Here is a 22,377-nt window from a genome sequence, read left to right on the forward strand (position 1 = left end):
AGCTCAAATAGTCTAACCTAAAGAATCCTACCATTTTGTTGGAATTTCTTACCGATATACAAATACCGATCCCTCTAGAAATGAAACCGTAATCTTAAAGAAATGACTGTAGCATAAGGGTTAAAGGTGTTTTTGTATGAAGAAGCTAGAAGGAGATAGGAAGAGTAAAAAGAAGATGTAAAATATTTTGCGATTTATTTACAAAAAAAAACCGCCCACTTGGGGCGGTAAAAAATGGAATGAACTAGTTTAATAGAATATTAAACGTTTTGAGGTACTTGTAAGCCAAGACCTTCTGCTACACGAGTACCGTACTCTGGATCAGCTTTGTAAAAATGTGAAATTTGACGAAGCTTAATTTCGTCTTTTTCAACACCTTGTAAGCCACCTACAACAGCGTTAACAAGACGAGTACGCTCTTCTGGACTCATAAGACGATATAAATCACCAGCTTGTGTGTAGTGATCGTTATGATCGTAAGCTACGCTGTCTGCAAAACCAGAAACTTCAAATGGAGCGATTTTGTTTTCAGGAGTTTCAACCGGTCCATTGTAGCTATTAGGTTCATAGTTTGGAGCACCGCCGCCATTACCATCAAAGCGCAATTGACCATCACGTTGATAGTTATGAACTGGTGCTTTAGAAGCATTGATTGGCAATGCGTTATGGTTAGCACCGACGCGATAACGGTGTGCATCAGAGTATGCAAATAAACGACCTTGTAGCATTTTATCCGGAGAAGCTTCAATACCTGGTACAAAGTTACCAGGTGAGAAAGTAGCTTGTTCTACTTCAGCGAAGTAGTTCTCTGGATTTTTGTTAAGTGTCATTTTACCAACTTCAACAAGTGGATAGTCTTTGTGAGACCATACTTTTGTAACATCGAATGGATCGAAACGATAGCTATTTGCATCCTCTAAAGGCATGATTTGAACATAAAGCGTCCAAGATGGGAAGTCACCATCTTCAATAGCGTTGTAAAGATCTTCAATATGGTAATCTGGATTTTCACCTGCTAGTTTTCCAGCTAATGCTTCATCCATGTTTTTAACACCTTGATCAGAGATGAAGTGGTATTTTACCCATACACCTTCACCTTGCTCATTTACCCACTTGAATGTGTGGCTTCCATATCCGTTCATATGACGAAGAGTTGCTGGTAAACCACGGTCTCCGTGTAAATAAGTTACTTGGTGTAAAGATTCTGGAGAGTGAGACCAGAAATCCCATACCATGTTAGGATCTTTTAAGTGTGTGCGTGGGTTACGTTTTTGAGTGTGGATAAAGTCAGGGAACTTAATCGCATCACGAATAAAGAAGATAGGTGTGTTATTACCTACTAAATCGTAGTTTCCTTCATCTGTGTAGAATTTCACTGCAAATCCACGAGGGTCACGCACTGTATCCGCTGAACCAAGCTCTCCTGCTACAGTAGAGAAACGGATAAACATAGGCGTCTTTTTACCAACTTCAGATAAAAAGTTTGCTTTTGTGTATTTGGATAAGTCGTTTGTCACTTCGAAAACACCGTGTGCACCTGCACCTTTAGCGTGAACTACACGTTCAGGTACTCTTTCACGGTTGAAATGAGCAAGCTTTTCTAATAGATGTACGTCTTGAATTAATGTTGGACCACGATGGCCTGCTGTGATGGAGTTTTGATTATCTCCAACGGGAGCGCCAGTGCTAGTCGTTAAGTATTTTTTGTCCGTACTCAATGGTTTAACACCTCTCCTTTTAATGATTTAGTAACATGTACAATTATAATATAAATCTATTAAAAATCAATATTTATTTATAATAATTTTAATTAAAGGGTGGGTACCGAGAGTTTCATGTGGTGAAAACAAACGATAAGGGATGGACTTACCTTGAGAGGGGAAGACAGTTATTGAACTATTTATCATCTTAACATGTTTACAAGATATTGATAAATATAAACACTTTATTTAACAAAAAGAACATAAAAATAGAGACAGTCTATAAAGGAAACTGTCTCTGAGAGAAAACACTCTAAAGGGGTTCAAAGTTTTGTTAATTGGGGGTAAACAAAAGCAATCAATTGATCCTCAAAGTGTTTTCAAGTATCTAGTACATGTAAAGATGGAAGTGAACTATACATGTATTATAAATGATATTGATAATCATTTTCAATAGGAAAGTGAAATTTTTTTCGCAATTACATCAGATTGGGAATTTTGTCCTATCAATTACTACTGTTAAATGATAAATGGTGCTTCTGTCGGGCTTCCGCCATTCAATTTAGGATGCATACCGTTTATAATCAAGGGTATGCCAGCCAAGAAGGAGACGAATGTATGCTACGTATGATTGATCATTATTTGGAAAAAATGATGGCGCTTATTGCGCCGCTAAGTGTCCTAATTGGAGTAATGCTAGAAACATGGCTCACTCCATTAGCAATACTGGTACCATGGATATTTGCTTTTATGACTTTTAATGGAAGCTTAGGTTCGTCCTTTGAGTCTTTGAAAAAGGCTATCCTTCATCCGGTGCCAATACTTCTTATTCTAAGTATCCTCCATATTATAATGCCTTTATGGGCTTGGGGGATTGGTACGCTTGTATTTCGTGGGGATTCACTCACAGTTACTGGATTAATTCTAGGAATGGTTATTCCTACCGGCATTACAAGTTTTATTTGGGTATCTATGAAACGGGGGCATACTGCACTTACATTATCCATTATTCTTATTGATACTATTCTTTCCCCGTTCGTTGTTCCTTTTGCCCTTTCTTTCTTTGTGGATGCATCTGTTGAAATGGATGTTTTAGGTATGATGAAAGGTTTGCTAGGCATGATTGTAATCCCATCAATTGTAGGGGTGGTCTTAAACCATTTGACAAAGGGACAATCGAAAGAGAGGTTGTCTCCAATCCTTGCACCGTTTTCTAAGCTAGGCTTAGCCGCAGTAATTATGATTAATAGTGCAGTAGTAGCACCATACCTTGTCCCGTTTCATACACATTTAGTAAAGGTTGGGGCTACAGTGTTCTTTATTGCATTCACAGGGTATTTGCTTTCTTGGCTTTTCGGTCGTTTGTTAAAGCAGGATGAAGACGTGATCATAGCCTTGACATTTACAGGTGGGATGCGAAAATATAAGTGCGGGTGCAGTCATTGCAGTTGCCTATTTTCCTTATGCTGTAGCAGTTCCAGTTGTTATAGGTATGTTGTTTCAACAAATACTTGCCTCTATATATGGGTACTTTATAGAAAATAAATTACGTGTACATTCTACTGTAGAATCATTAGAAGAAAAATAATAAAACCTCCATTATTAGGATTGACTCTTACGTTGCGTCATAGTTTAAGATGAAATCGAGGTGGTTGATCATGTATCGAATCAAAGAGGTTGCGAAGATGGCGGGGATTAGTGTCAGGACGCTGCACTACTATGACCGCATTGGGCTTTTAAGGCCTGAAGAAGTGAAGGAGAACGGATATCGTTACTATTCAGACGAAGATTGTGCACGTCTTCAACAAATTCTCTTTTTTAAAGAGTTAGGGTTTTCGTTAAAGAATATTCAAGCAACCATTGACCGGCCAGATTTCGATCGAAGAAAAGCGTTGATGAACCACCAAAAGCTTTTAGAAGAAAAAAAGCAGCGGCTTGAGAAAATACTGCAGTCTGTTGAGAAGACAATTGAGTCGTTAGATGGAGGTAAACAAATGAGTATAGAAGAAATGTTTGAACCATTTGATATGAAAAAGATAGAAGAGCATCAAAAGAAATATGAACAAGAATCAAAGGAGCTCTATGGTCACACGGATGCTTACAAAGAGTCGGCAAGAAGAGTGAAGCAATATACAGAAGAGGATTGGCGTCGAATTAAAGAACAGAATGATGAAATTTATGGAGGGTTGATTCGATTGATAAATCACGATCCAAGAGATGTGGAAGTTCAGTCGTTAATTGGCCGTTATAGACAATCGATTACAGATTATTTTTATGAGTGTACGCCGGAGATTTTCCGTGGATTAGGAGGATTATATATTTCCGATGAGCGCTTTAGAAAGAATATTGATCAATATCAGCATGGCCTTGCTGCCTTTATGAGTAAAGCGATAGAGGTTTACTGTGATCAGCTCGAATCAAAGTAAACAAAGACCCGTCTCACATCTGAGACGGGTCTTTTGATAGTGTCCATTAAAGTCTATGATTCTTGTTTAATAAATCCATAAGAGAGTGAAAGATTTCGATTCCTTGATAAGCCATTAACCAAATGGCTGAGAAAGAAAATAATCCAATCATAATCATCCGTACGATTGCGAGCATCGCATTTCCTCCTTTCGACGAAATGACATGAAAACGGAAATAACGATGATTTAAATTAAGTAGGATGATTGATAGTAAATAGGTGTTAAAAACCTATGCCGGTTCAATACAATAGGTTTCATAACCACCGCAAATACAAGAATTACTGTTCCCATTAATGAAAAGGGTATGCCAAAAATGGCTTTTCCCTTTTGGTCTAGATGTACATCTAGATGCCAATCCATGACCTCTGCATGGTCAATCCCTTCTGTGGTGACAGCTACTAGATTGTTGGACGGATTCCAATAGGTCATATGAGTAGGGAGGTTTATGAGAAAGGCTAGGAAAAAAATGACTGGGATAAGCTTTTTCATAATCAAGTTCTTTTCCTCCTTCGGCCTTTGCTTTCACATATGATAATACATCTAAAATGCTGTGTAAATCATTATTCATCGATGGAAATCTACATATTATAACAGTAACCGTTTACGAAAAGCGTGAAACCAAGAGAAGTCTAAAAGGTAAATTTTTTCTATCAAATTATCTCCTCCCGAATAAGCTAATCAAGAAGGGGGAGATTATGTGAGTTGGTTTTTGTTTATTTTGCTTGGCCTAGCTAGTTTCCGTTTCACGCATCTTATCGTTTACGACAAGATTACAAAATGGATTCGTGAACCTTTTATACAAGAGGAGGAAGTAGAACTGGAAGATGGAACGATAGAAATAACGATTTCTACAAAGGGAACAGGTATCAGAAAATTCATGGGTGAGTTGCTAAGTTGTCACTGGTGCACTGGGATATGGTCTGCAGCGATCTTGTATAGCTTGTACGTCTTTTTACCAGCCATCGCTTTTCCGTTAATTGTTATCTTAGCAATCGCTGGTTTGGCGGCGATTATAGAAACCCTGTTGGGGTGAAACTAGATAGAAGCGTACTGATTCCCGGACAATGTATTAAATAAATAACTCCCCGTTATGGGGAGTTCTATTTTAATTATCTTTCTTTTTTTCCGCACCCACAACCGGATCCTTTGCGTTTAACGACACGTTTATTTTTGAGACGTTTTCTTTTAGCTACTATACTCAAAACGTTCACCTCTTTCAAAAAGAAAATCTTCAGTATTAGCATATGTAAGTTTGCTGAACGGGGAAGGGCTGTTATCCCCTTAATTGTAAGTCTGTTCCATAGCTTCCTTGTTTTTATCATGATAAGATATAGATAGTCATACAGCGTGATAAAAGGGGAATGAAATTGAAAAAGACTCGCAGAACTGGAATAAAACTTTTGCTTGGGTTTGCTGTAATGCTGTTTGGCTTATATGCCATAGCTTCCCTTGTTGCAAACCATGAACAAGGAGCACCTGAATCACCTTATTCATTGTCTGAACAAGTATTGGCCTATGAATCAAAAATTGAATCAGAGTTAAAGAAAGCTCAGCTGGAAGATTATACAGCTGTTGTATTGGCATTGATGATGCAAGAGAGTGGTGGCCGTGGACAAGACCCAATGCAAGCCTCCGAGAGTTATTGTGGAGAAGTTGGCTGTATAAAGGATTCGAACCTTTCCATCGAAAAGGGAGTCGAGTATTTTAAGCGGGTCCTTACGAAAGCAGACTATGACGTGAAATTAGCATTACAGTCTTATAATTTTGGACTTGGGTTTATTGAATTTGTTCAACAAAATGGCGGTGCATATACGCAGGAGTTAGCGATTCAATTCTCACAGGAGAAATATAAAGAACTTTCTCATACAGGGAAATACAGCTGTATTCGAGAGGAAGCGGAACAATACAAAGCTTGTTATGGGGATATCCTCTATGTAGATGCAGTTCTACAGTATTATGAAGAGGCATTGAAACACACAGAGGAAACAAAAGTAGTAGCGTTCCAATCAAGCTAATGCTCACTGCACAAGGTAGTGAGCTTTTCTATTTGACTTATAACTATGAAGAAAGAAGGAACGACATGACACAACAACGAGAGCCAATTTGGACAAAAAGCTTTATTAGTGTATCGATGACGCATTTCATTGTTTTCGTTGCGTTTTATACGTTGATCACAACTTTACCAATTTATGTGGTGAGTGACTTGGGGAAATCGGAAGCGGAGGGTGGTCTAATTGTTACCACGATATTAGTCGCTGCTATTCTTGTGCGACCGTTCTCGGGAAGATTACTTGATAGAATAGGGAAGAAAAAAGGATTATTTCTTTCTATGATTGCCTTTGCTCTGCTTATGTTTCTATACATATGGGTGGATCAATTTGTACCTTTGCTTGTTCTTAGATTTGTGCAAGGTTTATCGTTTGGTATTTTAACGACAGCAACAGGAGCGATTGCAGCAGATGTTATTCCAATTCAACGAAGAGGAGAAGGATTAGGTTATTTTGCTATGTCGATGAACATAGCAGTCGTAGTAGGTCCATTTATTGGGTTGACATTGTTACAATGGATAGACTTCCAATCCTTGTTTATCTACTTAAGCATATTTACTTTAATCGGTATCTGGTTTGCATCTATTGTTGATGTACCCCAGGATTTAGAGGAATCAAGTTCACATAAAAAAGGGTTTACCATCCATGACCTGTTTGAGTTGAAAGCTCTGCCAATTGCGGCTATAAGTAGTTTGGTTGCGCTATCCTATTCAAGTGTTATTTCCTTTGTTTCTGTTTATGCCAATTCACTAGGGTTAACAACGGCTTCTGGATATTTCTTCTTAGTCTTTGCAGTTATTATGATAGCTTCTAGGCCGTTTCTGGGAAGACTGTTTGATTCTAGAGGTCCTTCCTGGGTCATTTTACCTTGTTTAATTGTTTTTGCACTTGGATTATATATTACTAAGCTTCACAAATTCTGCAATTCTTACTGTTAGCTGCTGGGGTTATTGGTCTAGGGTATGGTTCTCTACTCCCCAGTTTTCAGACCATGGCGATTCAAGCAGCACATCCAAAAAGAAGTGGTCACGCAACAGCTACCTTTTATACTTTATATGATTCAGGCATTGCATTAGGTTCATTTTCTCTAGGACTAATTGTAACGCACTATGGCTATGAAAAACTCTATTTATCCTGTATCGGTATTTTATTCGTTATTATCGGGTTGTTCATGACCTATCAACGAAGGCAAAGAAAAGCAAAAAATCTACCGGATACGGCTGGTTAATCGTAAGAAAATTCTATAAAATAAAACAAGTAGTCTAGAAAGAGAGGGATAAAACATGGCGAAAAAAGTATATTTTAACCATGATGCAGGTGTAGATGACCTCGTATCATTATTCTTACTTACACAGATGAAAGAGATAGAAGTTACGGGGGTCTCAGTCATACCAGCAGATGGCTATCTAGAGCCTGGTATTTCAGCAAGTAGAAAAATAATTGATCGATTCAGTAGTTACTCTATTGAGGTTGCACCATCTAATTCTAGAGGAGCAAATCCCTTTCCAAAAGACTGGAGAATGCACACGTTTTACGTAGATGCGTTACCCATTTTAAATGAAAAGGGTAAGATGGATGCTCCATTGACTGAGGAGTATGCTCATATACATATGATTCATACGATTCGTAAGACGGAAGAGAAAACGACGTTGTTGTTTACTGGTCCATTAACTGATTTAGCACGTGCATTAGATGAGGCGCCAGATATTGAAGATAAAATTGAAAAATTAGTCTGGATGGGTGGAACATTCCAAGAAGTGGGAAATGTTCAGGAGCCAGAGCATGACGGAACGGCGGAGTGGAATGCTTTTTGGGATCCAGAAGCAGTTCAACGCGTTTGGGCAAGTGGTTTGGACATCGAAATGGTCGCTCTAGAAAGTACACAGCAAGTTCCTTTAACGCTTGATGTACGGAACCATTGGGCTTCTCTTCGTAAATTTGAAGGGGTAGACTTCTTAGGTCAATGCTACGCAGCGGTTCCACCACTTGTTCACGCAGAGACGAACTCGACTTATTTCTTATGGGATGTGTTAACAACAGCTTCTGTCGGTAAACCAGAGCTTGTTACTTCCAAGACAGTGAAAAGTACAGTGGTTACGGAAGCCCCGCAGCAAGGGAAGACAGCTTTATCTGATAATGGTAGAGAGGTTCGAGTTGTGTATAACGTGGAGGCGAAAGAGTTTTTTGATTATATTACCGGATTAGCACAACAGGTTAAGTAGGGGAGAGTGGACGATGAAACGAGTCATAATTGACACCGATACAGCTGGGGATGACACAATTGCGATTTTAACTGCCTTACACCACTTTCAAGTGGAAGGTATCATGATTACCGGAGGCAATGTACAGTTTGACCAACAAGTTGAAAATGCGCTTTATACAATAGAGGTAGCTGGTAAAAGTGGACAAGTTCCTGTGTATAAGGGGTTTGAGAAGCCGATTATGCAAACAGGGGAGATGGAACACCGAACGGTGGAAGATGTCCATGGAAGTGATGGGATGGGGAACAGCTTTTTTAATAAAGCGGTTCAACGTCCAGAAGAAGTCCATGCCATTGATTTTCTAATTGAAACGGTACATAACCATCCAGGTGAAATTCATTTGCTAGCGATAGCACCTCTAACCAATATTGCATTAGCTATCAAAAAGGATCCAACCATCGTTCCGGAAATTGCTCATTTATATATTATGGGAGGAACGAACAATGCCTTGGGGAATATCACGCCGGCAGCAGAATATAATTTCTTCGTTGACCCAGAAGCGGCGCGTATCGTCTTAAATGCTGGAATTCCTATTACTATGGTAGGGTGGGAAATGTGTACGAAATACTCCTTAATGTTCGATTCAGATCATGAAGAGATTGCAAGTCTTCATACAAAAGGAGCTGTGTTTTTCCAAGCTGTAAATAAGGTGGTCAAAGAATTTAATAAGACCGTACACCGTTTGGACGGTACGACCCATCCGGATACGCTACTAATGGCTATAGCAGCAGATGACTCTATTATGCTAGAATCTAATTTTTATTATGTAGACGTTGAGACAGCCGGGGAATTTACGCGTGGATACAGCATTGTAGATATCAATGGAAGGTTAGAGAAGCCAGCAAATGTAAGAGTTTGTGAAAAAGTAGATCGTAAAAAGTTTAAAGATACGTTGTTCAATGTGTTGTCTGCAATAAAATAACGAGCAGCATCGTTCCATATGAATAGGGGGATTAAGATGATTGACTTAAGAAGTGATACTGTAACCTTACCTTCAGATAAGATGCGGAAAGCCGCATATGAAGCTGAAGTCGGGGATGATGTGTATGGGGAAGACCCGTCTGTCAATCGTTTAGAAGAAAAAGCAGCGGAGATCCTCGGTAAAGAAGCTTCCTTGTTTGTAACGAGTGGGACACAAGGGAATCAAATTGCAGCTTTAACGCATTGCCGTCCAGGCCAAGAAATTATTTTAGAGGCTAATGCCCATATTTTCTTATATGAAGGGGCAGCAATCTCTGCATTCGCTGGTGTCCAACCACGTACTATTGAAGGGAATAGAGGTGCAATGGACCCAAGGGAAGTCGAGGCGAGTATCCGCGCAGAGGATGTCCACTTTCCTGAAACGGGAATGATTTGTTTAGAAAACACACATAACAAAGCTGGAGGAGCAATAGTACCAATTGCTAATATGCAAGACATTTATACGGTTGCACAAAAGCATCAAATTCCGGTCCATTTAGATGGAGCTCGCTTATTTAATGCAGCGGTAGCGAGTGGTCGTAATGTGAAGGATTTCGCTCAGTACACGGATACAATCCAGTTTTGTCTATCAAAAGGATTGGGAGCACCAGTTGGCTCGATTATTGCTGGTTCAAGCGAATTTATTCACCGTGCAAGAAAGTGGAGAAAACGTTTAGGTGGCGGTTTACGCCAAGCCGGAATAATTGCGGCTCCTGGATTACTTGCGTTGCAAGAAAATATTAATCGCTTAGCAGAAGACCACCTCCATGCTAAGCAATTAGCAGAGGGATTGGGGCAAATAGAGGGATTAGAAGTCGTCAACCAAGTGGAGACGAATATCGTGATGATAGAAATTACGAAAGAAACGATCTCCACCGATGTGCTAATCGACAACATGAAAAAGCATGGGGTTCTTGCTGGTGGAATGGGACCAAACCGAATCCGTTTCGTAACGAACTTAAATATTTCCAAAAAAGACATAGAGGATGCATTAAGTATTATTCAAAAAGTATTGTAAATAAGAGGTTGAGACAAAAGAATATGAAGCAAATGAAAAAACGAACAATTATAATTAATGCCTATACCCGGCTCCGGAAATATACTACGCTTTCCGCCGGCGGCTGAGGAGCCTCCTCGTGCTGGAGTCTATGTATATTTCCGGAGCTAGTATAGGCTGTTGTTCGGCTTTTCGACTTATCCTTTTCGTTATGTCCCAGCCCCTTATTATTTATATTCCCAATAAATCATGTCTTCGTCTGTCTTGGTTCGGACAAATCTTGATTTTTCTAAGACTCGTATTGACCCTACATTAGTAGGTAAGCACTCTGCTACAATTCTAGAAACACCTGGTTCTTGCTGTAACCAATTTACTAAACCAGTTACGGCTTCACTTGCAATACCTTTCCGCTGATAGGATGGAACAACTCCGTACCCAATTTCTACCAGACCGTTTTCGTCTGGTCCGCCCTTACAACCGACCTCACCTACTACCGTTTGGTCTGAATTATTTACAATTAAATAACTCCATTTGCTCCCTCCAGGATTTTGTATAAGTTGTTTTTCCACAAAGGGGAGGATCTCCGCATAGTCTGTATTTGGCCATTCCGAAGAAACCTTAAGTTGTATCAAATCTTCTAATGTGTCTTTCCCTTTTATTGTAGCTGTAACCATTTCCTTTGTGAATGGTAATAAGCTTAGTCGTTCTGTCTGTATCATGTTTACCTCCAGATTTTATTAGTAAGGTTATTCTGGAGAGTCAATCATAGGCTTCGCTCCTTTACATTACTACCTGTATTATATGGGAGCGACTATCCCCTTACAACCCCTTCTAGATTTCTAACACATGAGGCTGATGGTCCCTTTCATTCATAAGTCGAATTTCTGTCGGAGTTATGTCTAAGACAACGTAGTTAGGGTCATCTGGCCCTTCAAACCAAGGCTCTAAGTCATTATTCCAAACCTTCTGCTTCATATCGGATGATTCTTTAACTTCTGCTTTCCCTTCAATTTCTAAGTACGAATCCTGCAATCCTTTATGTTCAAATCCAATTAGGATATGGACTTGATTGTTCTCTTTTAAGTCCTCTACCTTGTGTGTATCTTTGTTGGTAGCAGAGTATAAATGAAGTCCTTCGTGGAAAAAAGTCATGTATCGAGAAAAAGGTTTGTTATCTTTTATGCTTGCTAATGTGCCAATTTGATAATTATCTAATATTTGGTGGACTTTTTCTTCTAATTGCTGTTTGTTCACTTGTACATCCTCCTCTATCTAAGTATGTATAGTATGTGTGAAAAACGGATTAATTATGTTGGTGGAAAGATATAAAAAGTGCTTGTCAATCTGACTTGGAGGCTTTAAGCTTTGAGTAGTGAAGGAGTGGACGTCTTGAAGATTCTAATTATTAGTTTAGTATGTGTCATTGTTGTTATACTCGTTTTAGGCTTAACACTAATGACCATTTCAAAAGGTTATGGTTATAATCATACGATTGATCCTCTACCTAAGGATGAGAATGAAAAACAGAAACCAGAAACGAATACTTGATAGTACTCGGGTAACTTTTATCAGCGATTAATTCCGTATATCAGCCAAAAAATCCATATATCAGCGAAAATTTTAGTATATCAGCGAAAAAAATTATATCGGCGCTTATCGGCTCGATATCAGCGCTGTGTCATTAAAAAACCCGAACTGATTAGTCCGGGTTTAACATATTTTATTTATAGACTTTTCTTGTATATTGCAATAGAGTCTTGCTTGTTTAACTTCTTAAAATTACCGAATTCTGGGCGAGCGATGACTGTTTTTTCTGCCATCTCTTCAATACTATCCTCTGTTATGTCATAGTCTGCTAAGCGCGCTGGAGCACCAATACTATTCCAGAATTCTCTTAGCTTGCGAATTCCTTCTAATGCAACATCCCGATCTTCTTTTCCAGCTTCATCCACATCAAACACACGGACAGCTAGCTGCTTAAACCGAGCAACATTTTCGTCTAGAACGTATTCCATCCAGTTAGGAAAAAGAATGGCTAGTCCACCGCCGTGTGGGATATCATGAACAGCGGATACAGCATGCTCTAAATTGTGGGAAGCCCAATCTCCATTATATCCCATATTCACCATTCCATTTAATGCCATTGTACCATTGTATAGGATAGTAGCGCGGTGTTCATAACTTTCTAGGTCAGCTAATAGCTTCGGTGCTGTTTCGATTACGGTCTTCAAAAGACCTTCAACCATGCGATCCTGTAATAATGTGTTTGGTTCATGGTGGAAGTAATGTTCAAACGCGTGCGACATCATATCCACGATTCCGTAAACTGTTTGATCCTTTGGTACCGTGTAGGTATTCACTGGATCAAGAATAGAGAACCTTGGATAACTGTAGGGACTTCCCCATCCGTGTTTCTCATTTGTTTCCCAGTTCGTAATGACAGAGCCGGCATTCATTTCTGATCCGGTTGCCGCTAAAGTAAGAATAGTTCCGAATGGAAGGGAATCCGTAACAGATGCTTTTTTAATTACTACATCCCAGAAGTCTCCATCGAATTTAGCGCCTGCTGCGATTGCTTTTGTACAGTCGATTGTACTACCGCCCCCAACAGCTAAAAGAAAGTCGATACCTTCTTTTTTGCAAATTTCAACCCCTTTTCGCACGGTTGAAATTCGAGGGTTAGGTTCAACTCCGGAAAGCTCGTACACCTCTGCATCAATTTCAGACAAGAGGGAAAGAACTTGGTCATATAAACCATTTCGTTTAATGCTTCCGCCACCATATACTAATAAAACCTTTTTACCGTATTGTGGTACCTCGTGTTTTAGTTGTTCGACTTGCCCTTCTCCAAAAATTAACTTAGTTGGATTGTAATATGTAAAATTTTGCATGTTTTAACCTCCTCACTCTCTATATGATGAACAATATTATTTCAGTTGTAAAGAAATAAACATCTTTATCATAACCATATTGATCGGTTATATGAGAGAAGAGAGGAGGTTCTGAATTATACTTGAACAGGTGGACCGATATATTTAGATTGTGGGCGGAATATTGTATTGTTCATAGATTGCTCTAAACAATGGGCAGTCCACCCAACCACTCTACTTGCAGTAAAGGTAGGGGTAAAATAGGCTGGCTCCATATCAATAGCCTTCATGATTGCCGCGGCATAAAATTCAACATTCGTGTACAAACGTCTTCCCGGTTTCCACTCATTTAATAGCTGGATAGCTTTTTGCTCAACGTTTATAGCTAAGTCTAGCCAAGCGTCTTTTCCTGCCAATTGTTTCAGCCTATGCTTTAGTACCTCTGCTCGAGGATCGATAGTCCTGTACACGCGATGTCCAAATCCCATCAGCTTCTCTCCGTTTTTTAGTTTTGTTCTAATTACATCATCAGTGTTTCCGTCTTCCATAACATCGTCTAGTAGTTGTATAACTCCGGTTGGTGCACCACCATGTAGTGGTCCCTTCATCGTACCGATGGCAGATGTTACAGCGGACACAAGATCAGATTCTGTAGATGTAGTTACTCTAGCGGCAAAGGTGGAAGCATTAAGCCCGTGGTCCATCGTCAAAATGAAGTAAGTTTCCAGAGCTTTTTTGTGGTAATTATTAGGCTTTCTGCCTGTCAATACACGTAAATAGTAATCTACAAAATCCACTTCTTCTGGAATTTCAGGCATAGATGTATCCTCAAGTTGGTTCTTCCTATAGCCGATAACCGTTGGAAGCATAGCTGTAATCTGGATAGCCTGCTCTTTTGGTTCTCTCAAATAGAACGTCGGAGAACTAAGGGAAGAAACAACGGTACGCAGTACAGACATGAGATCCATATCATGGGGTAAGGTAAGAAGGATCTTTTCTATATACGTTGGAATAGTTCGATACCCACTCATTTTCCTCTTTAAGGAATTAAGCTCCTGTTCATTTGGTATATACCCTTCCCAAAGTAAGAATGCTACTTCCTCAAATGAATAATGCTCGGCTAAATAGGAAGCATTGTAGCCTCTATATATCAGTTGTCCCTTTTCACCATCTACATGACTAATGGAGGTTTCGGTAGCGATAATCCCTTTCAAACCGGGTTGTATCATCGTAAGCAACTCCTTTGATATCTGACTTATTTATGATTATAAAAGGTTTAGATAATTATTAAAATTAAATATAATTAATGATAATAATTAAAATTATTAATAAAGGGAGGTGGATGTATGGAATTAAATTGGTTAAAAACGTTTGTCGTTGCAGCGGAAGAAGGAAACTTTCGTAGGACAGCAGAAGTGTTATATGTTTCTCAGCCAACCGTAACGGTCCATATCAGACAGCTGGAAAAACATGTAGGAGTTTCTTTGTTTGAACGGAGTAATAATCGAGTAGTCTTATCTGAAGAAGGAAGAAAATTTCTGTCTCATGCAAGGCGAGTACTAGGGGTTTATGAAGAAAGTATGCAGGATATGAATACGATATCCCAAGGTTATTTAACTAAGCTAAGAATTGCAATTTCACCTTTAATTGCAGATACAATTCTTCCATATATATTAAAACAGTATGTGACGCAGCATCCAAAGGTAGAGGTTACGGTAAATATATTAGAATCGGCAGATATTGAGGGAGCTGTTCAATTAGAAGAAGTGGATATAGGTTTATCTTGTATGCCTGCTAAACAGGACGAACTTACAACAGAATTGCTTTATGAAGATGAAGTGATCCTTGTTACGAGTCATGATGGTATAGACAGTGAATCAGCTCCTCCAATTGATGTGGAAGAGCTTATAGAGTCCAACTACATATTGACACATAACCATCCAGGGTATTGGGATTTATTATTGCGTGATTTAAAGGCAATGTTTCCTGCGGTGAAATGTATGAAAGTTTCTCAGGTTCATATTACGAAGCGATTTATCACGGAAGGTATTGGAATTTCATTTTTACCGAGGGCAACAGTGAGAAGAGAGCTATTGGAAGGTAGGCTAATTGATGTGTATTGGCCGAATAAAGAACTTCCTAAGGCGAACACGTACATCATCACGAAATATAACCATTCATCGGAAAGAGAATTCATGAAGTTTTTGACGAATTATCACTTTACATAAAAAGGGGCTGGGACATAACGAAAAGGATAAGCCGAAAAGCCGAACAACAGCGTATACTAGCCCCGGAAATATACGTAGACTCCAGTGGGGAGAAAGGCATCGGTGAGACCTCACAGTGCGTCAGCACGAGGAGGCTCACCAACCGCCCGCGGAAAGCGTAGTATATTTCCGGAGCTGGGTATAGGAACTAATGATAATTGTACGTTTTTTCATTGCTTACTATTCTTTTGTCCCAGCCTCCACATTAACCGAAGTTCTGAAAAGAGTTTTGCTTGTGTATGAAATGTTTTAAAAATTTGGTGTTCGTCAGCAGACTATAAAGAGATTTATTGTTTTCAAATCCTTCTATGACGATAGGATGTCGGAATGCTTGAAGCTCCTCAAGAAAAGGATTTAAATCAGCGACTCCTGTTCCAAGTGGAAGATGATTTACGTATTCATTGCAGTCACTTAAGTGTACTTTATTAATTCGGTTCGTTCTTTTAAAGTAATCTAATATATTCTCGGTCAATGGAACGTGAGCAGAATCGAACGTAACGTACACATTATCCGGTAGTTCTTCCAGCAGTCGATTTATCTGCTCAGGTGTAATAATAATTTCTTTTTCTTTTGGCTCCATCAACTCTAAGGAAAGGTCCACATCTGCCTGCTTTGCAAATTGTGCAAGATGTTGTAGGTTTTCAATCATACCTTGATAATGATAATCTAACCAATCCGATTCTAACGTCATTTTTCCAGGGTGAATCGTTACTGAGGATGCGCCGATTTGCTGGGCGAGTACAATAGACTTCTCTATTTCACGAATAGATTGTCTCTGAATTCCTTTGTTTAACGATGTAATATTTAAATCCCAACTTGCAGCATGTAAACTAAGATCCATTCCACAAATTTGATTCGTCTGAACCATACTTTCAATGGTTGTGTCATGGTACCAAACCTGCTCTGCCCAAACTTCTACACCATTGTATTCTAATTGCTTTGCGATACGCAGGACATCATTAATTGGATAAGCCCAGCATAAAGTGGAGGAGAGATAGAGATTCATTTAACCAGCCCTTTCTAGTCCACATATTTGATGTACAAGTAAATACGAACGAACAACGAGATTCCTTCTTTCCATCATAGTGCATTTACATGAAAGATATTTAAAGAGGACGTTTATTTTGTATAAAGTTTATGTAAATTTAGAGGGCTGATAAGAAGGTCGACCATGACCCCTTATCAGCCTCTATGACTAGGAGCTTACCATTTTTCCTCCGTTCACATGGATAACTTGCCCTGTCACGTAAGAGGAATCGGAGGAAGCTAGATACACATACGCAGGAGCTAACTCAAAAGGCTGCCCAGCTCGTTTCATTGGTACATCACTTCCGAACGTAGCTACGTCCTCCGCAGAAAAGCTAGACGGAATTAATGGAGTCCAAACAGGACCAGGTGCAACAGCATTTACGTATATATCTCGGTCAACTAAGTTTTGAGATAGTGCTCGTGTAAATCCAACAATCGCACCTTTCGTAGCGGAATAATCTAACAGTTGCTTATTTCCTTCATAAGCCACAATTGAAGTAGTATTGATAATCTTAGATCCGGCTTTTAAATAAGGTAGTGCAGCCTTAGTGAGATAAAAGAAAGCAAATATGTTCGTTCTAAAGGTGTCCTCTAATTGCTCTGATGAAATATCCAGAAGGCTGCTTTGAGGAAATTGGACCCCATGGTTATTGACTAAAATATCTATTTTTCCGAAAGCTTGCGCGGTGGATTGAATCACATGGTGGCAATGATCCTCATCTCTTAAATCTCCAACAATAAGAAGACATTTTCTACCTAATTGTTCAATTCTTTGTTTTGTTCGAAAGGCATCCTCATTCTCATATGGATAGTAGTAAGCGATGACCACATCAGCACCTTCCTTAGCAAAAGCAATGGAAGTTGCTGCACCGATTCCGCTATCCCCTCCTGTAACAATCGCTACTTTATTGAGTAATTTTCCGGTGCCTTTATATGCTGGATCCTCCACAATAGGTGGTGGAACCATTAACCCTTCAATCCCAGGTTGCTGAGGCTGATGTTGTGGAGGGAAATTTAGGTTTTGAGATTCCATGCATACTCCTCCTTAAAGATGAATTCCTTCTACCCTATTCGAGAAAATGGGCAGAAGTGCATGTCAATTGACAGGGATATAAAGAGACCCTATAATTCTAACCATTGCAGAACTATACAGTTCATTTTTGACTGTTTAGTCATAGAGGGTGGGAGAGTTTTGAAAGACAAACGATTGAAAATTATGGAAGCAGCTATGCATTTATTTTCTTCAAAGGGATATTTCTCTACGTCTGTTCAGGAAATAGCCGAATACTGTGGTGTTTCTAAAGGGTCGGTTTATACCTTTTTTGATTCAAAGGAAGCGCTACTTCTTGAGGTCTTTCAATATAATCATGAGAAAATGATGGATCGAGCAAGGTCTGTCATTTTGAATCAGTCAATTTCCCCCGAAGAGCGCTTCGAAAAAATGATTATCGTAGAATTAGAAGGATTAAAAGATAATAAGGATTTCTTCAATACTATTTCGAGGTCTCTGCCAGGGAATAATCAAATCAGACTGTTCATGAAGAATATTAGAAGAACGATGGTCAACTGGCATAAGCATATTCTTGAGGACATATTTGGAGACGAGGTTCGTCCTAATATATGGGACGTTACCTTCATGTTTCAAGGGATTATGAAGGAGTACACGCATTTAATTACCCAAGAGCAAAAACCCCTTTCCCTCTCAGAGGTAGCTCACGCTATTTATGAATCTGTAGATGCCATTGTTCAGAAAAGAAAACGGAAAGAGCCTGTTATTCCTTTGAAAGTCATGGATGAGTATGAAGCATCTCCAAACCCTTTTTCGTTTGATGAAAAAGAGACGGTGGAAGAGTTTATACAACGACTGAAACGTAAATTACACCATTTTAAGATGGATAATACCGAAAAGGAAGAACTGATGGACTCTATTCAGCTGCTAGTAGAAGAGGATCAAAGAGAACATCCTAGGATGTTTCTTATCAAAGCAATCTTAACCCATTTGTCTGGATATTCAGATATAAAACCAGAAGTGGAAAATCTACGATTAATGTTAGTAAAAGAAACAAATAAAAAGGGGATGAGAACACATGACAAATGAATGGCCAGAAGAAAATTCAAAGACCTTTCACCGTTTTCCGATTGTTGCCGTTCTTTTGGCAGGTGGATTTGTTGCTATATTGAACCAAACCTTATTGGCAACTGCGACACCACATATTATGGCTGATTTTAATATTTCGGAAAACACGGCCCAATGGCTAACTACTATTTTTATGCTTGTAAACGGGGTCATGATTCCAGTCACGGCATTTTTAATTGAAACCTTTACGACGAGGAGACTCGTTCTTGTAGCGTTGAGCGTATTCGCGGTTGGAACTGCAATCTGTATCTTTGCACCAACCTTCTTTATTTTGATGGTTGGAAGAGTGGTTCAAGCGAGTGGAGCAGGAATTATGATGCCACTTATGATGACCGTGTTTCTAACCATCTTTCCGATTGAAAAACGGGGAGCTGCAATGGGAACCGTCGGCTTGGTCATTTCCTTTGCGCCGGCGATTGGTCCAACTTTGTCTGGCTGGATTGTAGAGAATTATCCATGGCGCACGATGTTCATGATTATTTTGCCGATCATCATTATAGATATTATTTTTGCATACTTAGCAATGAAAAATGTGACGAAGCAAACCTTTCCGAAAGTGGATATTCTTTCCATTATCCTCTCTACGTTAGGGTTTGGTGGTTTACTATACGGATTTAGTACCGCTGGTAATAACGGATGGGATAACGCTCAGGTTATCATCGGGTTAATTGTCGGTATGATTTGCTTAACTTCCTTTATTTTACGCCAGTTTAAATTGGCACAGCCAATCCTGGAATTCCGAGTCTTTCAATACAAGACGTTTACAATTACGACCGTCATTGGGATGATCGTATTTATGGGCTTAATCGGTTCAGAGACTATTCTTCCGATCTACATGCAAAACATGGTTGGGTTCTCTGCAGTAGAATCAGGTTTTATGATCATGCCTGGTGCACTATTAATGGGGGCAATGTCCCCAATCACTGGTCGAATCTTTGACAAAATAGGAGCTCGTTGGCTTGCTATAACTGGTTTATCCATTATGACGATTACGACCTTCTTCCTTACAAACTTATCTGCGGAAACATCTTTAACCTATTTAACCATTGTATTTGGAATACGAATGTTTGGGATGTCTATGGTGATGATGCCTGTGACAACTGCAGGTTTAAATCAGCTTCCATTGAAGCTTATCCCACATGGAACGGCTATGAATAACACGATGCGTCAAGTTGCGGCTTCAATAGGAACTGCAATACTTGTTACGGTTATGACTTCGGCTACCTTACAAACCGGAACAGCAGGAGATCCGAGCGGGCGAATTCATGGTGTTAATGTTGCCTTTTGGGTTGCAACAGGATTATCTGTAATTGGCTTGCTACTTTCTTTCTTTATAAAAAGCCCAGCCAAAGAAAAAGAAGAAAAAAATGTGTCATCAACGAATTTAAAGCGTGCTGAATCCTAAAATTGTGGAAGATAAATGCTAGAATAATTCCCTCCTTCATCTGTCACACTATACAAGATGAACGGAGGGAATGATCATGTCTGCGAATAGCCAGAAGAAAATGAAATGGTGGCAGCTTTCCTTGTTAGGGGTAGGTTGTATTATTGGGACAGGTTTTTTCCTTGGATCTAGTATAGGGATTAGACAGGGTGGGCCCGCTGTCCTTGTTGCATTTTTGTTTGCAGCACTTGCAACGTATATTGTGTTTGATTCCTTAGCAAAGCTAACAGCAAAACATCCGACTAAAGGCTCTTTTAGTTCCTATGCCAAAAAAGCGTTTGGCCATTGGGCTGGATTTAGTAACGGTTGGGTGTATTGGTCATCCGAAATGCTAATTATGGGGAGTCAGTTGACTGCATTGGGAATTTTTACACAATTTTGGTTTCCAGACGTTCCTCTATGGTTGTTAGCAACCATTTTTGGCGTACTAGGTTTGCTTGTCGTCCTAACAGGAATAAATGGATTTGAGCGATTTGAAAATATATTTGCAGTGGTGAAAATTGCGGCGATATTAATGTTTGTTATTATTGCTTCTCTTGCCCTGTTTGGAGTACTAGAAGGGGACCAAGATCCTGCGGGGGTACCAACTACGTTTGGACAATTTTTAGCAAATGGCTGGTTAGGTTTATGGACATCTTTTATTTATGCGTTTTATGCCTTCGGTGGAATCGAAGTCATGGGGATTATGGCTAATGAGTTAAAGGATCCGAAGGAAGGTCCAAAATCTGGAAAAGTAATGCTCACTTTACTTACAATTATCTACTTGTTATCCATTGGATTGGCGTTATATTTACTCTCGTGGGATTCTTTTACGACTGAAGATAGTCCCTTTGTGTTAGCGCTGGAGCAATATAACCTTTCCTTTGTACCACACGTCTTTAATGGTGCACTCGTAATCGCAGGTTTTTCCACAATGGTGGCATCTCTATATGCGATTACGACCATGCTTGTAACGTTAGCAAAAGCAGGTGATGCCCCTAATGGTTTATCAAAGGTAGGGAAAAGGAATATTCCGTATCGCGCACTTTCCCTCACTACTTCCGGACTTGTCGTATCCATTATCGTATCTCTGTTGTTACCGGATAAGATATATGAATACCTTACTACGGCTGCAGGACTTATGCTTTTGTACACGTGGATGTTTATTTTACTAAGTTTTAGAAAGTTAATTTCATTAGGAGGAAAGGATAAATTTTTAAATCTCTTTGGATTAGTCTTAATTCTCCTAGCTGTAACCGGGACTCTTTTTGATGGAGCAAGTCGGCCTGGGTTTTTCATTAGTTTACTATTTCTTGTATTAATTGCAATCGTGACGCTATTTATGAGGAAAAGGTGGAAGAACCAACCTGAACCTATGGATCCTTCTTCCTTATGGGATAAATATGAAAAAGATTAGACTGAAGATATGCACCCCAAAAGTTTGACTAACTTTTGGGGTGTTTTTTGACGTGAAACGGACATTTCCGTGATGAGGATTGATCATCTCGTAAGAAATATTGCTTGTACTCATAGTTATCGTCAGAACCATAGACATTTAAATCTGGGTGGGGGGCAACAGCGTCATATTTTGTAAGGCGCTCTCTTATTTGGCCTTTTATTTTCCCAGCTCCTGGCTTCTCTAAAAAGGTTTGAAATACCCAACGAGGAGTTATAGCAAGCATCATAAAAGGAAAATAACGACTTTGACGTTTCTCGTGGGAAGGAGTGGCACAAAAAAGAAAATATCGTTCCCCGTTAAAACAGTATTCCCAAAGGGGGTCATGGGGATCTTGTGGTATTTCTTCTGGCCAAGGTGTCGAATCTATTTCATGAACCTCCTGTAAAAGGTTCCAGAACCAGTCCTCATAGGCTGTAACAGATAATCCTTCCTCCTTTTTTGTGCGCTCAAGAAAAAGAACTAACGACGTGTAGTCGCCGATTTTCTTCGCCTTTTTCCCATAGTGCTCTAACAGTTCTGCAAGGTAGGAGGAGGTTTCGGAATTTAATGGGCTTGGTAAAAAAACAAATCGAAGCTGGTCAAGCTGGTATCCTTGGGTAGCGGGGATGCATGGGAACTTATACGTTTTGTTTATAAATTTTTCGTGAAAAGCACGATATGCATCTAGCTGCCAACTCTTATCCTGTATATGCTCAAGCTCTGATTTTGTATAAAGGTGCATACGAAAAGCCTCCTTCCCGAGCAATGTATTACAGGAAGGA

At 39.5% G+C, this 22,377-nt stretch carries 23 protein-coding genes and 1 pseudogene; 14 read left to right on the forward strand and 10 right to left on the reverse strand.

Annotation, left to right across the window (positions count from 1 at the left end; translation table 11 throughout):
- Nucleotides 1-260 precede the first annotated feature (260 nt).
- Nucleotides 261-1,718, reverse strand: coding sequence for a catalase (locus tag FN924_RS01740; protein WP_143891793.1), 1,458 nt, complete (start codon nt 1,716-1,718; stop codon nt 261-263).
- A gap of 600 nt (nt 1,719-2,318) precedes the next feature.
- Here FN924_RS01740 and FN924_RS01745 point away from each other — a divergent pair.
- Both FN924_RS01745 and FN924_RS01750 read left to right on the forward strand, forming a co-directional pair.
- Nucleotides 2,319-3,288 (forward strand): annotated as a pseudogene (locus FN924_RS01745) (bile acid:sodium symporter family protein).
- Nucleotides 3,289-3,358: 70 nt separating this feature from the next.
- Nucleotides 3,359-4,126 carry a MerR family transcriptional regulator gene (locus FN924_RS01750; RefSeq protein ID WP_228409532.1) on the forward strand — a complete coding sequence of 256 codons (768 nt, stop codon included), beginning with the start codon at nt 3,359-3,361 and terminating at the stop codon, nt 4,124-4,126.
- Nucleotides 4,127-4,172: 46 nt separating this feature from the next.
- Here FN924_RS01750 and FN924_RS19515 read toward each other — a convergent pair whose 3' ends face one another.
- Entirely contained in the window at nt 4,173-4,301 is a 129-nt protein-coding gene (locus tag FN924_RS19515; RefSeq protein WP_267129006.1) for a hypothetical protein, read from the reverse strand.
- A gap of 50 nt (nt 4,302-4,351) precedes the next feature.
- Nucleotides 4,352-4,660, reverse strand: a complete 309-nt coding sequence (locus FN924_RS01755) for a hypothetical protein (protein ID WP_143891794.1) — start codon at nt 4,658-4,660, stop codon at nt 4,352-4,354.
- A 202-nt stretch (nt 4,661-4,862) separates the two neighbouring features.
- Between FN924_RS01755 and FN924_RS01760 the strand changes: the two genes are divergently transcribed.
- The 7 genes from FN924_RS01760 (at nt 4,863) to ltaE (ending at nt 10,452) form a co-directional block, all read left to right on the forward strand.
- The gene (locus FN924_RS01760) at nt 4,863-5,198 is read left to right on the forward strand and encodes a DUF1360 domain-containing protein (RefSeq protein WP_143891795.1); all 336 of its coding nucleotides are present in this window, start codon (nt 4,863-4,865) and stop codon (nt 5,196-5,198) included.
- A 328-nt stretch (nt 5,199-5,526) separates the two neighbouring features.
- On the forward strand, nt 5,527-6,180 hold the full coding sequence (locus FN924_RS01765; RefSeq protein WP_143891796.1) for a lysozyme family protein: 654 nt from the start codon (nt 5,527-5,529) through the stop codon (nt 6,178-6,180).
- A gap of 65 nt (nt 6,181-6,245) precedes the next feature.
- The gene (locus tag FN924_RS01770) at nt 6,246-7,151 is read left to right on the forward strand and encodes an MFS transporter (protein ID WP_228409533.1); all 906 of its coding nucleotides are present in this window, start codon (nt 6,246-6,248) and stop codon (nt 7,149-7,151) included.
- A gap of 11 nt (nt 7,152-7,162) precedes the next feature.
- Nucleotides 7,163-7,441: an MFS transporter gene (locus FN924_RS19155; RefSeq protein WP_267129017.1), complete on the forward strand. Its 279-nt coding sequence runs from the start codon at nt 7,163-7,165 to the stop codon at nt 7,439-7,441.
- Between the two features lie 55 nt (nt 7,442-7,496).
- A complete protein-coding gene (locus FN924_RS01775; protein WP_143891797.1) occupies nt 7,497-8,435 on the forward strand; it encodes a nucleoside hydrolase in 939 nt (312 codons plus the stop codon).
- A 13-nt stretch (nt 8,436-8,448) separates the two neighbouring features.
- A complete protein-coding gene (locus FN924_RS01780) occupies nt 8,449-9,396 on the forward strand; it encodes a nucleoside hydrolase (protein WP_143891798.1) in 948 nt (315 codons plus the stop codon).
- Between the two features lie 36 nt (nt 9,397-9,432).
- Entirely contained in the window at nt 9,433-10,452 is a 1,020-nt protein-coding gene (ltaE, locus tag FN924_RS01785; RefSeq protein ID WP_143891799.1) for a low-specificity L-threonine aldolase, read from the forward strand.
- Between the two features lie 206 nt (nt 10,453-10,658).
- Here ltaE and FN924_RS01790 read toward each other — a convergent pair whose 3' ends face one another.
- Both FN924_RS01790 and FN924_RS01795 read right to left on the reverse strand, forming a co-directional pair.
- Entirely contained in the window at nt 10,659-11,150 is a 492-nt protein-coding gene (locus FN924_RS01790; protein WP_143891800.1) for a GNAT family N-acetyltransferase, read from the reverse strand.
- 112 nt (nt 11,151-11,262) lie between these two features.
- Entirely contained in the window at nt 11,263-11,685 is a 423-nt protein-coding gene (locus FN924_RS01795) for a pyridoxamine 5'-phosphate oxidase family protein (protein ID WP_143891801.1), read from the reverse strand.
- A gap of 135 nt (nt 11,686-11,820) precedes the next feature.
- Here FN924_RS01795 and ytzI point away from each other — a divergent pair, with 135 nt between their 5' ends.
- Complete coding sequence (gene ytzI / locus FN924_RS01800; protein ID WP_407692002.1) at nt 11,821-11,979, forward strand: YtzI protein; 159 nt, start codon at nt 11,821-11,823, stop codon at nt 11,977-11,979.
- Nucleotides 11,980-12,155: 176 nt separating this feature from the next.
- Here ytzI and FN924_RS01805 read toward each other — a convergent pair whose 3' ends face one another.
- Both FN924_RS01805 and FN924_RS01810 read right to left on the reverse strand, forming a co-directional pair.
- Nucleotides 12,156-13,322: an iron-containing alcohol dehydrogenase gene (locus FN924_RS01805; RefSeq protein ID WP_143891802.1), complete on the reverse strand. Its 1,167-nt coding sequence runs from the start codon at nt 13,320-13,322 to the stop codon at nt 12,156-12,158.
- A gap of 116 nt (nt 13,323-13,438) precedes the next feature.
- The gene (locus FN924_RS01810) at nt 13,439-14,530 is read right to left on the reverse strand and encodes a citrate synthase/methylcitrate synthase (protein WP_143891803.1); all 1,092 of its coding nucleotides are present in this window, start codon (nt 14,528-14,530) and stop codon (nt 13,439-13,441) included.
- Nucleotides 14,531-14,647: 117 nt separating this feature from the next.
- Between FN924_RS01810 and FN924_RS01815 the strand changes: the two genes are divergently transcribed.
- Complete coding sequence (locus FN924_RS01815) at nt 14,648-15,529, forward strand: LysR family transcriptional regulator (protein WP_143891804.1); 882 nt, start codon at nt 14,648-14,650, stop codon at nt 15,527-15,529.
- Between the two features lie 244 nt (nt 15,530-15,773).
- Here the strand turns inward: FN924_RS01815 and FN924_RS01820 are convergent, their stop codons facing one another.
- Nucleotides 15,774-16,574 (reverse strand): sugar phosphate isomerase/epimerase family protein, encoded by an 801-nt coding sequence (locus FN924_RS01820; protein WP_143891805.1) that lies wholly within the window; start codon nt 16,572-16,574, stop codon nt 15,774-15,776.
- A 189-nt stretch (nt 16,575-16,763) separates the two neighbouring features.
- Complete coding sequence (locus FN924_RS01825; protein ID WP_143891806.1) at nt 16,764-17,630, reverse strand: SDR family oxidoreductase; 867 nt, start codon at nt 17,628-17,630, stop codon at nt 16,764-16,766.
- A gap of 159 nt (nt 17,631-17,789) precedes the next feature.
- On the opposite strand from FN924_RS01825, the gene FN924_RS01830 reads away from it, so the two are divergent.
- From FN924_RS01830 to FN924_RS01840, 3 genes are all read left to right on the forward strand, one after another.
- Nucleotides 17,790-18,695, forward strand: coding sequence for a TetR/AcrR family transcriptional regulator (locus FN924_RS01830; RefSeq protein ID WP_158633904.1), 906 nt, complete (start codon nt 17,790-17,792; stop codon nt 18,693-18,695).
- Nucleotides 18,685-20,139 carry an MDR family MFS transporter gene (locus FN924_RS01835; RefSeq protein WP_143891808.1) on the forward strand — a complete coding sequence of 485 codons (1,455 nt, stop codon included), beginning with the start codon at nt 18,685-18,687 and terminating at the stop codon, nt 20,137-20,139. Before FN924_RS01830 ends, FN924_RS01835 begins: the two co-directional genes overlap by 11 nt.
- A 76-nt stretch (nt 20,140-20,215) precedes the next feature.
- Entirely contained in the window at nt 20,216-21,574 is a 1,359-nt protein-coding gene (locus FN924_RS01840) for an amino acid permease (protein ID WP_143891809.1), read from the forward strand.
- A gap of 28 nt (nt 21,575-21,602) precedes the next feature.
- On the opposite strand, the gene FN924_RS01845 is transcribed toward FN924_RS01840, so the two are convergent.
- Entirely contained in the window at nt 21,603-22,337 is a 735-nt protein-coding gene (locus tag FN924_RS01845) for a YqcI/YcgG family protein (RefSeq protein WP_143891810.1), read from the reverse strand.
- Nucleotides 22,338-22,377 lie beyond the last annotated feature (40 nt).

The sequence above is a fragment of the Radiobacillus deserti genome (assembly GCF_007301515.1).
Classification (GTDB): domain Bacteria; phylum Bacillota; class Bacilli; order Bacillales; family Amphibacillaceae; genus Radiobacillus; species Radiobacillus deserti.

Coding starts and splice junctions, on each gene's coding strand:
- FN924_RS01750 (WP_228409532.1), top strand. CDS start 3,359: ATGTATCGAATCAAAGAGGTTGCGAAGATGGCGGGGATTAGTGTCAGG.
- FN924_RS19515 (WP_267129006.1), bottom strand. CDS start 4,301: ATGCTCGCAATCGTACGGATGATTATGATTGGATTATTTTCTTTCTCA.
- FN924_RS01765 (WP_143891796.1), top strand. CDS start 5,527: ATGAAATTGAAAAAGACTCGCAGAACTGGAATAAAACTTTTGCTTGGG.
- FN924_RS01770 (WP_228409533.1), top strand. CDS start 6,246: ATGACACAACAACGAGAGCCAATTTGGACAAAAAGCTTTATTAGTGTA.
- FN924_RS01775 (WP_143891797.1), top strand. CDS start 7,497: ATGGCGAAAAAAGTATATTTTAACCATGATGCAGGTGTAGATGACCTC.
- FN924_RS01780 (WP_143891798.1), top strand. CDS start 8,449: ATGAAACGAGTCATAATTGACACCGATACAGCTGGGGATGACACAATT.
- ltaE (WP_143891799.1), top strand. CDS start 9,433: ATGATTGACTTAAGAAGTGATACTGTAACCTTACCTTCAGATAAGATG.
- FN924_RS01790 (WP_143891800.1), bottom strand. CDS start 11,150: ATGATACAGACAGAACGACTAAGCTTATTACCATTCACAAAGGAAATG.
- FN924_RS01805 (WP_143891802.1), bottom strand. CDS start 13,322: ATGCAAAATTTTACATATTACAATCCAACTAAGTTAATTTTTGGAGAA.
- FN924_RS01810 (WP_143891803.1), bottom strand. CDS start 14,530: ATGATACAACCCGGTTTGAAAGGGATTATCGCTACCGAAACCTCCATT.
- FN924_RS01815 (WP_143891804.1), top strand. CDS start 14,648: ATGGAATTAAATTGGTTAAAAACGTTTGTCGTTGCAGCGGAAGAAGGA.
- FN924_RS01820 (WP_143891805.1), bottom strand. CDS start 16,574: ATGAATCTCTATCTCTCCTCCACTTTATGCTGGGCTTATCCAATTAAT.
- FN924_RS01825 (WP_143891806.1), bottom strand. CDS start 17,630: ATGGAATCTCAAAACCTAAATTTCCCTCCACAACATCAGCCTCAGCAA.
- FN924_RS01835 (WP_143891808.1), top strand. CDS start 18,685: ATGACAAATGAATGGCCAGAAGAAAATTCAAAGACCTTTCACCGTTTT.
- FN924_RS01840 (WP_143891809.1), top strand. CDS start 20,216: ATGTCTGCGAATAGCCAGAAGAAAATGAAATGGTGGCAGCTTTCCTTG.
- FN924_RS01845 (WP_143891810.1), bottom strand. CDS start 22,337: ATGCACCTTTATACAAAATCAGAGCTTGAGCATATACAGGATAAGAGT.